This window comes from Pararcticibacter amylolyticus (assembly GCF_003130405.1).
Taxonomy (GTDB): Bacteria; Bacteroidota; Bacteroidia; order Sphingobacteriales; family Sphingobacteriaceae; genus Arcticibacter; species Arcticibacter amylolyticus.
In genome coordinates this window covers 76,637-90,538 of record NZ_QEAS01000018.1, presented here as the reverse complement: position 1 = coordinate 90,538, position 13,902 = coordinate 76,637, and the positions used below count along the sequence as shown (strand labels likewise).

7 protein-coding genes are annotated in these 13,902 nt (G+C 44.3%); all 7 read left to right on the top strand.

What is annotated here, in order from left to right; translation table 11 throughout:
• A partial coding sequence (locus DDR33_RS19380; RefSeq protein WP_317047459.1) for a LutC/YkgG family protein occupies nucleotides 1-593 on the top strand: 593 nt, incomplete at its 5' end.
• A 264-nt stretch (nucleotides 594-857) separates the two neighbouring features.
• Entirely contained in the window at nucleotides 858-1,442 is a 585-nt protein-coding gene (locus DDR33_RS19375; protein ID WP_109417452.1) for an RNA polymerase sigma-70 factor, read from the top strand.
• A 112-nt stretch (nucleotides 1,443-1,554) separates the two neighbouring features.
• On the top strand, nucleotides 1,555-2,559 hold the full coding sequence (locus DDR33_RS19370) for a FecR family protein (RefSeq protein ID WP_109417451.1): 1,005 nt from the start codon (nucleotides 1,555-1,557) through the stop codon (nucleotides 2,557-2,559).
• 176 nt (nucleotides 2,560-2,735) lie between these two features.
• On the top strand, nucleotides 2,736-6,254 hold the full coding sequence (locus DDR33_RS19365) for a SusC/RagA family TonB-linked outer membrane protein (protein WP_238387868.1): 3,519 nt from the start codon (nucleotides 2,736-2,738) through the stop codon (nucleotides 6,252-6,254).
• 19 nt (nucleotides 6,255-6,273) lie between these two features.
• On the top strand, nucleotides 6,274-7,794 hold the full coding sequence (locus DDR33_RS19360) for a RagB/SusD family nutrient uptake outer membrane protein (RefSeq protein ID WP_109417450.1): 1,521 nt from the start codon (nucleotides 6,274-6,276) through the stop codon (nucleotides 7,792-7,794).
• Nucleotides 7,795-8,374: 580 nt separating this feature from the next.
• Complete coding sequence (locus DDR33_RS19355) at nucleotides 8,375-10,597, top strand: fasciclin domain-containing protein (protein ID WP_109417449.1); 2,223 nt, start codon at nucleotides 8,375-8,377, stop codon at nucleotides 10,595-10,597.
• Nucleotides 10,598-10,622: 25 nt separating this feature from the next.
• A complete protein-coding gene (locus DDR33_RS19350; protein ID WP_109417488.1) occupies nucleotides 10,623-13,901 on the top strand; it encodes a SusC/RagA family TonB-linked outer membrane protein in 3,279 nt (1,092 codons plus the stop codon).
• Nucleotide 13,902: the final 1 nt, after the last annotated feature.

Sequence of the window (13,902 nt, the reverse complement as noted above, 5' to 3'; positions counted from 1 at the left end):
TCCTATACGTCATGACCAGCAGAGAAAAAATACTCGCCGCCGTTGCAGCAAATCAGCCATCTCTTGTTCCGCTTCCTGAGCTCAATATTCCTCCTGTTTCCCAGGTTGGTAAGGTTGAGAAATTCATCTCAGTAGCTACTGCTATAGGAAGCCGTGTATTCGAAGTGAAAGACTTTGAGGAACTGAAGGAGAATATAGCGAAACTATTCTTATCTCCCGGCCGGGCGGTTTCTTCCTTTACAGAATTGTCTGATATCGCTGAGACAGAAATTCCTGATCCCGATCCGCATTCTTTGCAGGATGTTAATCTTGCTGTACTCAAAGCTGAACTGGGAGTGGCAGAAAACGGGTCAATGTGGGTGCCCGAAACCAATATGATTCAGCGCATCCTTCCTTTTATCACACAGCACCTGGTCCTGGTCTTAGAAAAAACAAAAATTATCAACACCATGCACGAAGCTTACCAGATGCCGGAAACACAGAATCCTGGTTTCGGAGCTTTCATTGCCGGCCCTTCCAAAACTGCTGATATAGAGCAATCCCTTGTTCTTGGAGCCCACGGCCCGCGAAGCATGACAATATTTTTAATGTAATTATCACTGTCTTTTTTTATATTAGTAGTATGTGGAAGATGAAGTGAACGCCTGTTTAGCAAAAGAAAGTATTTCAGGCGGTTTCTACTTACTGCTAATTATAACTGACTACTTACAACTTTAATGCGTGCGACACATCGCCGGAGCTATGAGCAGGACAGAGCAGGTTGCCAAAGTGGCATTAGTGCGCTTATTTTAAAAAACTAATAGTTGTAGGCTACAGGAAGGTGTAACCATTATGTTAACCCTATGAACCAATGAACCATGAGGCGAATCAATAAGCTCACAGATCAGGATTTGGTGGAATTGTTTTTAGATGGCGATATCGCAGCTTTTGAAGAGCTCTATAACAGGTATTGGGCTAAGCTATATTCAGAAGCCTTCAAAAGAATAAGAGTAAGGGAAGCGTCGGAAGAGATCGTGCAGGATTTCTTTACCAGTTTGTGGACAAACCGTGCAAAACTAAACATCCATACCTCGTTTCAGAATTACATGTATAACTCTGTCAGGTACATGGTATTTGCTTATTTCAGTAAACAGGACAGCAGGAAAAAATATGAAGCGTTTTTATCTGCGGGATCTGCCTCTCATGATAATTCAACGGAGGATGTTGTTAACCTCAACGACCTCGAAAGAAGCCTGAACAAGCAGCTTGATCATTTACCTGATAAATGCCGTTCTGTGTTTGAGCTCAGCAGAAAACAATATAAGACTAATAAAGAGATAGCAGCCGCATTAGGTATCTCCGAAAAAACAGTTGAGAACCACCTCACTAAGGCATTACGTATTCTGCGCGTGAGTCTGAAATATGTGAACATCCTTCTCCTGATCATTTCATCCGGGCAGTGAGATGTCGCATCGACATAATATTTTTAAAAAAAATCTTCATGGGAGTAGGGGCTAAGCTGCTCCCGGCTCACTTACATATTAACTGATTATATCTTTTTGCACGATATCTTGTATGAAGGAAAAGATTCCAAACCAATTAATAGATAAATATCTGAGGAACGAGTGCAGTAAAGAAGAGGAAGAATTCCTGCTGAATTGGTACGCTTCATTTGAAGAAAGCCCGGATCCCGTGGAAAGCCTGCCGGAGGATCAGCAGGAGGTCTTGAAAGACAGGATGCTTGGTAAGATCAGGGGAAATCTGAAGTATGATCATCGCATTATTTCTCAGGAAAAGCACAGTAAGGTACGTGGTTTGTACCCTCTTGTATCTCTTGCAGCCGCTGCTTTCCTGATATTTTTAGTTTTTACATTTTATTTTAGCAATAGCCGGAGAGAGGGCAATCCCGTTTTTCAAAGCAATGTTACGCTGAGTAACAGGTCATCTTCACTTAAGAAGTATATACTTCCTGACGGGTCTTCTGTCTGGCTGAAAAAATCGAGCTCTCTTACCTTCTTAAGTAAGCCTGGCGATAAAACCCGGGAAGTAAACCTTCAGGGAGAGTGCTTCTTTGATATAAAACAGGATAAGCTGCGGCCTTTTATCATTCACTCAGGGGAGCTTTGCACCAGGGTATTAGGTACAAGTTTTAATGTTAAGGCTTACGGAGGCTCCCGCAAATCTGAGGTATCGGTAGTGAGCGGGAAGGTATTCGTGTATGTTCAGAAAAATGGGAAACAGGAAATGCCAGGTGTGACGCTGCTCTCAGATCAAAAAGCCGTATACCAGTCTGGCAGCCGGAACATCAGGAAAGAACAGGAAAAGGGAAGCGATTTGAAAATCTGGGAGAAGCGAAGCGTGTCTTTCAAGGATGAGCCACTAAGCAATGTCACTGCAGTACTCAGCGAAACGTTTAATGTGAAGATCAATATAACCGATCAGCGATTCCAGGGCTATACTCTCAATGCCGATTTTACCGGTCAAAGCTTACCTGTCATTCTCGAAATGATCAGCAAATCTCTTGATGTGAATTGTGAAATAACGGATAACAGGATAGTGATAACAGGAAATTCAAACTAGCAGCCAATTACTAAAACTATTTTTGACATGACATAGAAAAATAAATCCTTGATTAATTAAAAATAAGGTTAAGAAGTGCCCGCACACTTCTTAACCGGTAAGCTGGTAATAGTGCATTTCGTCGTGCGCCAGCTTTCTTATTGTCTCATTTTTTATCAAATAAAACAATTAAAGGTATGGAATTTTATTTACAACTTCCTAAAGACTTGTTGTACATTATGAGAATCACATTAAGTCAGATTATCGTGTTATTTATCCTCTCGGGCGTCTCTTATGCCGGATCTGGGAGGGCACAGGGAGTGCTGAATAATACGGTCAGGGTTGATCTTGCATCAGCCAGTTTGCAGGAAGCCCTTCATAAGATCGGGAAGGCTGCAAACGTAAGGTTCGTGTATAGCAAAGACATTATCGATACAGAACAGGAGGTTAGTCTTAAAGCAGAAGGCGACAAGCTGGTCAGTGTATTGAACTCCCTTCTTTATATCAGGGGGATTAAGTATGAGGTAGTGAATGATCAGATCGTTCTGAGCAGGATGAAGAAAAAAGAGGCTGTAGATATTCAGCAAACGTTAGAAGCCTACTTTCCGCAACAGCCTGATCATACGGTAACGGGTAAGGTCACAACCGTTACAGGGGAAACGCTTCCCGGAGTAAGTATAAAAATCAAGGGAACCCAGATCGGGGTCGTAACAAATGCAGCGGGTATGTACACATTACATGTTCCGGCCGCTCAGGAGAATGGCACATTAGTGGTCATTTACCTGGGTTTTGCTACTCAGGAAATCTCTCTTGGTGGCCGGTCTAAGATTGATATATCCTTAAAAGAGGATGTAAAAGCACTGGAGGAAGTAGTCGTGATTGGTTATGGAACTCAAAAGAAACCCAATGTTACCGGATCAATTGCAAAGGTAACTGCCGAGGCAATCGAGGAACGCCCCATTAACCGTGTTGAGCAAGCTTTACAGGGACAGATGGCTGGGGTGGCAGTAAGAAGCACATCCGGATCGCCGGGCAGCGATATTACTATCAATGTCCGTGGAGCAGCCTCTATCGCGGGAACCGCTACTCCTTTATATGTGGTTGATGGTGTGCCATTGGATAATCTTTCCGGAATTAATCCAAATGATATACAATCAATAGACGTTCTTAAGGATGCAGCATCTGCTGCTATTTACGGTTCGCGTGGTTCCAACGGTGTAGTTCTGGTGACTACAAAAAGAGGTAAAACAGGGAAGCCTGTAATTACTACTTCATTTTATACTGCCCTTTCCAATCCAGAGAAAAAGCTGGATGTGATGACTCCCCAGCAATGGATCGAGTTCAATAAAAAATGGTATGACCGGCAATGGAGGATCAATAATCCAAATGAAAATCCCAATGCAAGTCAGGAACAAAGAATCGCATTATTAAGAAGTAAAACAGGCAGATTATACGGAACCCGTGATTCTTTGCTTAGCCAGCGTGCCGCTTATGGGATTTACGATCCTTATTGGGGAACCAGCGCACTTGAGCCGATAGACTGGCAGGATGCAATATTCAGAACCGCACCCACAAGAGATTTACAGGTAAATGCATCGGGGGCAACAGATAACTTAAGCTATTCATTGTCAGGCGGTGTTTTTAGCCAGGAAGGTATTATTTACGGATCATCCTTCGACCGGTATTCTGTTCGTGCTAACCTTGATGCAAAAATAAACAGTCGTCTTAAGGTCGGATTCAGTCTGGCGCCCTCCGTAGGTTTACGTGACGGAGCGAATGTAGATGGAAAAGACAATGCTGTAGCCCGTTCTGTGAGCTTCCCGGGATGGGTGCCAGCCGGTGCAGGCAAAATGGCCGGTGCCGATCCTTATAAGTTTTATGATGGCTGGGGCCCGGGTGCCAATAACGTAAGTCCGTATGTGCAGGCTGAATACAATGAGCGCTATAATCGGGATACACGCTTAAATACCGCATTGAATGCTACTTTAAATATCGCCAAAGGACTTGATGTAAATGGGCTGTTGGGATGGAACTACAGAGGCAACCGGGAGAGGACTTATAGTCCTACGTGGATAAATGGTAATTGGAACACGGCCACTCCCGGATCTCTCTCATCTTCCAGATATCAGACCACAGCAAGTAACAGCCTTCTAACCCAGCTTACGGCTTCCTATAACAAAAGCTTCGGGAACCACTCGATAGAAGGTTTGCTGGGGATGAGTGAAGAGTCCTTCCAGCAAGAAACCTCAGATCAGGGAAAGACCGGTTTCCCTGATGATAAATCCTGGGTATTTACCAATACAAGAGGAACTACTGTCAATTACAATAATATTGGATTTACTGAAAATAAACTGATCTCCTACTTTGGCCGCTTGCAATATGCATTTAAAGATAGATATTTGCTGTCCGCTTCATTGAGAAGTGATGGTTCCTCAAAGTTTGGGCCAGATACCCATTGGGGATGGTTTCCGGCGGTATCAGCCGGGTGGAAGCTTCATGAAGAGTCTTTCCTGAAGGATATCGATTGGCTGGGAACTTTAAAGATACGGGGCAGCTGGGGCCAGGCCGGTAATGACAGAATTGGCACTTCTGCATTTCTTTCGAGCATGTCAGCTCTTAACTATCCCTATGGAGATCCTCAGGCAATTGGCAACGGGTTCATTGTGGGAAATATTTCGAATTCACTGCTCCGGTGGGAAAAGACAAATAGTTATAATGGAGGGATAGATCTCGGGATCTTCCGTGACCGGATCTTTATGTCCTTCGATTTCTATTATAAAAAGACCGTCGACCTGTTGTTAAGTACTCCAGTTTCTCTTATCACCGGTTTCCCTGATATGATGGATAATGTAGGGAATGTGGAAAATAAGGGACTTGAAATTGAGCTGAATTCTGCTAATCTGGTAGGAAAGTTCAGATGGAATACCTCCTTTAATCTTTCCCTTAACCGGAATAAGATTACGAGTCTCGGCTCTAATAACAACGACATAAGAATCGGGCAGGGGGGCACCATTATTCAGCGCGTTGGAAGCCCAATTAACTCTTATTATTTGCTGAAGGCTACAGGAGTTCTGAGAGAAAGTGATTTTGACAAGGATGCCGGCGGAAACTGGGTGGCTAAAGTCCCTGTCTTTTCTGGTCAGAAGCCAGGTGATACTAAATATCTGGATGTCAGTGGCGATGGAAAGATCAACGCATCTGATTATGTAGTGGCCGGCAGCTATCAGCCGGATTTTGAATGGGGGCTCACCAACTCATTTTCCTATCGTAATTTTGATTTGTCTGTACTCCTTCAGGGACGTGCCGGCGGCGATCTGCTGTCTATCGGATCCAGGGGATGGAACCGGGCAACAAATGACCCGCGGTGGGAATACATGGAGCAGTGGTTAACAAAAGCTTACTGGTCTGAAGAGGAACCCGGTAACGGGAAAGTACCTGCTTTCTTCTCTGCTGTCACCAGTGAATACGATACGAACTGGCTGTACGATGCCAGTTACCTGAGAATTAAAAATATCACATTTGGATATAACCTTAAACTTAAAAGCAAAATATTGAGCAGGGCCAGGCTTTACGCGTCCATCGATAATGTCTACATGTGGGATAATTACTATCCCGGATTCTCTCCCGAAGCCGCCAGTCAGGACAATGCTTCTTCCGACTGGGGATCTTATCCTCAGGCGAGAACATTTTCCTTTGGCTTAAACGTAACATTTTAACCCTGTAAACTTTGAAGAGATGAAAGCATTAAATTTATATCAGTTCCTCACTTTCTTATCGGGATTTCTTGTTTTAGGAGCCTGTAAAAGTAATCTCGATATTATGCCAGTCGAAAACAATACTGCCGGACAATTTTACGCAAAGGAAATTGAGGTGAAACAGGCTGCTCTTGGTATTTACGCACATCTGGGGCGGAATGGCACCAATACAGATTTTGCTACTGACTATTTCTGGCTTGCCTCAGAGAATCGTTCCGACCTGCTTTATATAGCGGGAGAAACTTCAGCTCAAAATGATCAGCTCGAGCTAAGAAAATATCTTATCTCACCTAACTCCGGAACTGTCTCTGCCATCTTTGCCAGGTTATACGCTATGATCAAAGATGCTAATAACCTGCTTATCCGTACAAATGACGGAGAATACATGCGATACCGGGCAGAAGCATCATTCCTGCGCGCTTATGCTTATTTTGAATTGGTGAGAGCTTTTGGACCTGTGGCCATTGTAACCAAGCCGATCGAAAACCGGGATGCTGTATTACTCGTCAGGGAACCGGAAACGAAGATCTACGACCTGATCATATCAGATCTTCAGTATGCAGCTGCGAATCTTTCGAAGATCTATACAGGCGCTGATGCAGGCAGGGTTGGAAGCCTTGCGGCAAATGCCCTTCTCGGAGAAGTATATATGACAATGGCTGGCTATCCGCAAAATGATGCCAGTGCCTACGCAAAAGCGGAGTCGGTCTTTTCCGGGATTATCGCTGATGTAGAAACCAGGTTCGGTCCCACCTATGCCGGCCTGTTTACTCTCACAAATGAAAATAAGTACGATCTTTTCTCAATACAGTTTTCCTCAGGAAACACCCTGACGGGATCAAGCTTGCCCGGATATATCACCAGTTCCAGTTCTTCCGGGACCCCATTTCCTGAATGGGCATTCTCCAACTACACGCAACAAGGGCAGGATATGCGGGTAGATACCCTGTTGATAAAAGAAATGAAGGCAAATAAGGATTTGCGTCTCAACGTAAGTATTGACAGTGGTTTTTGGAACAGTACAGATGTAACAAAACGGGCCTGGGTGGCAAAAAATATTGTGACCAAATTCCTTGAAAAGGACAATACAGACTCCAAAATAAAATCATGGAATGATTATCCCCGTAATTTTCCTATCATAAGAGATGCAGATGTTTTCCTCCTTTATGCTGAAGCGTTAATCAGGAATGGTAAAGCCTCAGCGGCTAAATATTATGTAGACAAGATCAGGACAAGGGCCGGCATTGGTGCACTGCCAGCTAATCCTACATTTGATGATATAAAAAAAGAACGGAAGTACGAATTTATAGGAGAAGGGCGTCGGTATTTTGACCTGGTTAGATGGGGTGAAACAGACGCTATAGCTACCTTAGCAGAATTCGCACGTCATTACCATTCCAAGACAAACGGGCAATTACCTACCAAGAGGGATTTGCTTTTACCAATTCCCCAAAATGAATTAAAGACGAGGAACAACTGGGATCAGAATTTTGGATATTAAAAAAGGCTTAGATAAGCCCTCTCAGGAAGCGTATGCGATGAAAGTCGGCGCTTCCTGAGTCGTTTTTACGTTGGGGAATATTACTTTGTTCAGTGAGTTTTGGGATGCCTATCCGCCACTATTCCAGCAAAATACCCTGCTTTTAAACGGCCATTCTCCCTTTATATAAAAAAAATGAAATTTTTTAAAAATAGCTAAAACGTTATAGAAGTGTTCAAGTGAAACACTTCTGTCTTTTTACCTGGCAATTTTCCAATGAAGCAGGATGCAGCAGGTTGCCGGTCCTTTAACCTTATCCTAAATTAGGTTAATTATAAGCCAACCAGACTGAACATAGTATAACCGAATATAAATTTAAACTAATAAATATGGGAAAAGCTTACTTTAAGTAACGAACGCCTGTCATAGCCTGATTAAATCAGGAGCAAACACTTTTTCTTAACATACGACCCTTCGGGGCCATGATATAGCCGCTTGCAACGTACATAGCCGGCCCTGTCCCTCTTTATATATTATTTTAAGTGTTCTTTTAACGATTATAAACACAGGCTCGCCTGACCAAATAACCAATTAATTAAATATGAATAGATTAGTACCAAAATTCTTAATCTGCATTCTCCTGCTCATCCTTGCATCCGGGTGTAGTAAAAAGGAGTGGAACGATTATTACGACCGGCCGGAATGGTTGGGCGACCCGATTTACCAGCAGTTGCAGGCAAGGAAGAATTTTACCTCGTTTCTGTCGGTCGTAGATAAAGCAGGGTACAAGAATATCCTGAGCTCCCAGGGATGGTGGACTGTATTTGCCCCTAACGACGACGCATTCCAGGCATTTCTTTCGGAGAATAAGCTTACCACAGTTGCCGGTATCAGCGAAGAGCAGGCCCGGGCAATTGTGAAATATTCACTTGTAATAGATGCATTCCGGAAGGATCAGCTTACAAATTATCAGGCGGCAAGCGGACCAGTGCCCAATTCTGCCTATAAACGGCGTACCGCTTATTATGATTTTGTAAAAGAAGGTCCAAAGAAGGATGGCATAGATAAAATTGTGGATGGGAATTCCATTGCTCCCGACGGGGTTAATTCAGGAGTCTATATCCTTAATGATAATAACAATAAACATGTCCCCTACTTCATAAAGGGTTTTATGGATAATAAGGGAGTGACCGACGACGACTATACTACCCTTTTCCCTGGGTCAGTACCTTCGGGATTTAATGTTGCCGGAGCTAAAGTTGTCAACGCGGATATCCTGGCTGAAAACGGAGTCATTCATGAAATAGATAAGGTGATTACTCCTTTGAGAACTATCGACGAACAACTTGCATCGAATGCTGATTACTCAGAATTTAAGAAATTACTGGATGACTATCTGGTCACCTATACTGAGATTCCCGACCTTACGCATAGATACAACGTACTGACCGGGTCGTCAGAAAAAGTGTATGCGAAGTTGTATAGCAGCTTGCTCTCTTTTGCGCCGAACAGCGAAAACTATACCAACAATACAACAGATCCCCAGACTGACGGATTCACTCTTGTTGTACCCACCAACGATGCTCTTGAGACCTTTTTATATAAAGAAGGCGGAATCTTGAAAGATAAATACGGATCTTTCAAAGACGCTCCCAAATCCCTGCTTACTGATTTTATCAATAGCCATATGTGGACCGCAACCCTCTGGCCCGGGAAACTTGGCAGTTTAAAGAACAGCCAGAATGAAACCGCAACTTTCTCAGCCGCTAATATCATGGAGAAAAAGCTGATGAGTAACGGGATGTTTTATGCCACGAATGAAGTTCAGAAGGCCAATGTGTTTAGAACGGTTTATTCTAAGCCATACCTGGATCCTCAATATTCTTTGATGACTAAAGCGCTGGATGAAACGAGCCTCAAATACTCTTTGATCAACCCTTCTATCGGTTATACCCTTTTCCTTATTTCCAATGGTCAGTTTGCGAATGAGGGCTATAGTTATAACACACAATTCCTGCGATGGGCTTATACGCTCAACGGAGTTGAGCAGAACGCGGAGATTTCCAGGAACAGGGTATACCGGATTGTACAAAACTCGGTAGTTCCCGAAAAAGTTCCCGACCTGTCGGGGGAAGGCATCTTACAGACTTTTAACGAAGAATATATCAAGTATAAAAATGGGAAGGTATATGCAGCCGGAAATGAAGACGCCGGAGACGCGGTCACGATAGACAAGGTGGAAAATACCATTAACGGACCTGTTTACTACACCCACGGGATACTGAAATTCACTGAAAAGGAAATTGGTTTCCATCTGCAGAAGCTCGCTGCATCAATGCCTGCACAGTTTAGCCATTTTTATAATTATTTGTTAAACTCCCTCGTTTATACCCAGGCGTCACAAGTGATCTCCGGAACGGCAGCCGGGAGCTTTTACACCCTGTTTGTACCCACCAATGCCGCTATAGAGCAGGCTGTCCGGGATGAAATCCTTCCTGGCAATGCAGCTACCGGTGTTCCGAATTTTAATCCGGCACAAGGCGATGCGGAAAAGGTATCGAAGTTTATCAAATACCATCTCCTCAATAAAAAGACAATTGCCGCAGATGGAAAGACTGATGATGCCCTTTCTGTAGAAACTCTGCTGACCAATCTTGAAGGAGGAAAGGAGTATATCTCAGTGACCAGGCAGGCCTCCGGACTTCTTCTCCGGGATTCGAAAGGAAATACCACTACCACAAATCTTTCTTATAGTAATAATCTGTCCAACCGGACTCTTATTCACTCAATCAATAAAGTCCTTAAATATGGAGATCTGGAATAAAATGGGCATAAGAGTAAGATACATCATGAAAAAGATAAGTCTTGTCCTTGTATTTATATTCACACTGGCAGAGCTGGCAGCACAGACAGCAGGCCAGAAAGCGATCCTGCGGGGAAAGGTGACAGACAAACAGGACAAGCAGGCAATTATTGGTGCGTCTGTTGTCGAACTGGACAAGGACGGCAGAACCATCACCGGCATCTCTACCGATATAGAAGGGAACTACGTGCTGAGGGTTTCCAGTCTTCAGAACAGGATCTCCGTATCGTACATAGGATATAGAACTTCGGTTATCAGCATCAACGGGCGGACAGTACTGAATGTCCAGCTCGACGGATCATCAAAAGAACTGCAGGATGTGGTGATTACTGCGAAAAAGCAGGTATCAACCGGCGGAGGCCTTCTGATCGACGAGAAGAATATAACAGGAGCTATCACCCGCGTTAAGGCAGACGACCTCAAAGAGCTCTCTGCAGCATCTATAGACCAGGCCTTGCAGGGGCGCATGCCCGGTGTCGATTTTGGCAGTACTTCCGGCGACCCCGGAGCCGGTATGTCCATCAGGATCAGGGGAACGGCATCATTAAGTGGCAATTCAAATCCGCTCATTGTCGTCGACGATATGCCCTATGAAACTTCTGTTCCCGAAAGCTTTGATTTTGGTACAGCCGACGCACAGGGCTACGCTCAGCTGCTGAATATTGCCCCCTCTGATATTGAGGAGATTACGGTGCTTAAGGATGCTGCATCAACGGCTGTTTGGGGTGCCAGGGCGGCTAACGGAGTGCTTATTGTCCGCACCAAACGCGGAGCAATAGGAAAGCCGGTGGTGACATATAATTTGCGTGCTACGGTAAACAAGCAGCCGGAACCCATTCCGCTGCTGTCAGGCGACCAGTTCTCAATGCTTGTTCCCGAGATGGTTTCCAATGCGGGTGGACTGCCCCTGAACAGGAATAATAACAAGGAGTTCTCCTACGACCCTAATGATCCCTATTACTATTATAATTACAGCAACAATACCAACTGGATCGATGAGATAACCCGCACAGGTATTCAGCACGATCATAACATATCGATGACCGGCGGCGGGCAGAAAGCGAAGTACTACGCTTCCGTCGGATATCTCAATTCGAAAGGAACAACCAAAGGCACAGCCCTGGAAAGGATCACCTCGAAGATAAATCTCGATTACAACGTGTCCAACAGGATCCGGTTCAGGACCGATATTGCCTATACGTATTCAAACAACCCGGCTAATTTTACCGATAGGATCAGGGATGTGGCTTATCAGAAAATGCCCAACATGTCGCCTTATGAGTTTGACGAGTATGGTAATATGACCCCGGTCTATCTCTCGCCTGCTTCAAACATCCAGGGACAGTTCGGCTTTGACGATAAACTAAGAGTGACCGGTACTTTTAATCCTCTTGCAATGGCTAATGAAGGTTTCATGAATACCACCGTTCAAAGGGTAGTGCCTAAATTTAATATAAGGTACGATCTGATTCCAAAGTGGCTTCTGACAACTTTCGACCTCCAGTTTGATATTAATAGCTCCAAGACCAATACATTCCTTCCCCAGATTGCTACAGGCCGCTATTTCACAGAGACATTTGTAAACAGGGCGACAGATTCAGACTGGGATGGTTTTGGAATACAGTCGAACCTTAAGTTTTTCTTTAATCCGCAGCTGCCTGAGAACCATAGTTTCACATCTCTGCTCTCAATACAGACCACCGATGAAAGGAATCAGACTCAATACAGCCTGACGTCCAATACTGCATCTTCATTGCTTGGAGACCCATCCATACCATCCAGGACGATCACAGGCGATCTCACTTCAGGGCTTGAGCAATACCGGACCATCGGGGTTCTGCTTAACGGGCAGTACGGGTACAAAAACCGCTACATGATAAACGGAAGTATCCGCATGGATGGCAATTCACGCTTCGGATCTCAGAACAGGTACGGCTATTTCCCGGCAGTATCCCTGCGATGGCACTTTGCAGGAGAGCAGGGCGAGCCATTTATGCAGAAGTTTAAATTTATAGATGATCTTAGTTTCCGTGCAAGTTATGGGCATGCCGGGAAAGCACCTTCAAGAAATTATCTTTTCTATAATAATTATAACACCTGGAACTGGACCTATTTAGGAGAGTCGGGAGTTTACCCGGCCTCGATTCAATTAGATAACCTGAAATGGGAAACCCTGGTCGGTGAGAACCTGGGATTCAATCTCGGTCTTTTTAATTACAGGATCAGGCTTGATGCCGAAATTTACAGGAACCGCACCCGTGACCTCCTGTTTGACAAATTGCAGCTGCCATATTACAGCGGGTATAGCCAGCTCATGTTTAATGTTGGTACGATGGATAATAAGGGCTGGGAGCTCCTTATCAACACTATCCCCCTAAAAACGAAGAACTGGACAATCGGTGTAGATTTCAATATTGCACAGAATCTGAATGTTGTTAAATCGGTTTCTGAATACTACCCCCGTGAAAATACAGTAAGGGTGGGAGAAAATGGTAAGTACAAGACCTATCTGCAAATTGGTAATCCCTTTGGATCCTTCTACGGCTTCCGGTATAAGGGAGTTTACAAAGATGACGATGCTACCCTGGCCCGCGATGCGAACGGAGAAATCATAACAGGTCCTACAGGGCAGAACGTCAGAATGCGTTTTAACTACCCGCTCACGGATTATGTTTTCCAGGCAGGAGATGCCAGGTATGAGGATATAAATCATGATGGTAATATCGATTATAAAGACATGGTGTATTTAGGGAACAGTATTCCGAAGGTGACGGGAGGATTTGGCTTCAATGTGAATTATAAGAAGACCTGGTTTCTTCAAACCTTTTTTAACTACCGTATGGATTATGACATGATTAACGGGGGAAAGATGAATACGACCAATATGTTCAGCTTCAATAATCAAAGCACTGCGGTGTTGAGAAGATGGCGGAATCCGGGAGACGAAACCGATATCCCAAGGGCTCTCTACCGGAAGGGATACAATTGGCTTGGCTCAGACCGGTATGTGGAAGATGCATCTTTCGTCCGGCTCCGGCAAGTCACATTGAGGTATACCATGGATAAAGATCTCCTCCGCCGCTTAGGAATTAAAACGGGTACCATCTACCTGACTGCCGAGAATCTTTATACGTGGACGAATTATACAGGGCAGGATCCCGATGTGTCGGTAAAAGGAAATACCGATCCTTTCAAGTATGCGCAGGACGATAGCCTGACTCCTCCGACAAAGAATTTTGTGCTGGGCTTAACCCTTGGTTTTTAAT

Bases quoted from the DNA above. Each gene is read 5' to 3' on its own strand.
- DDR33_RS19350 (WP_109417488.1), top strand. From the start codon at position 10,623: ATGAAAAAGATAAGTCTTGTCCTTGTATTTATATTCACACTGGCAGAG.
- DDR33_RS19355 (WP_109417449.1), top strand. From the start codon at position 8,375: ATGAATAGATTAGTACCAAAATTCTTAATCTGCATTCTCCTGCTCATC.
- DDR33_RS19370 (WP_109417451.1), top strand. From the start codon at position 1,555: ATGAAGGAAAAGATTCCAAACCAATTAATAGATAAATATCTGAGGAAC.
- DDR33_RS19365 (WP_238387868.1), top strand. From the start codon at position 2,736: ATGGAATTTTATTTACAACTTCCTAAAGACTTGTTGTACATTATGAGA.
- DDR33_RS19360 (WP_109417450.1), top strand. From the start codon at position 6,274: ATGAAAGCATTAAATTTATATCAGTTCCTCACTTTCTTATCGGGATTT.
- DDR33_RS19375 (WP_109417452.1), top strand. From the start codon at position 858: ATGAGGCGAATCAATAAGCTCACAGATCAGGATTTGGTGGAATTGTTT.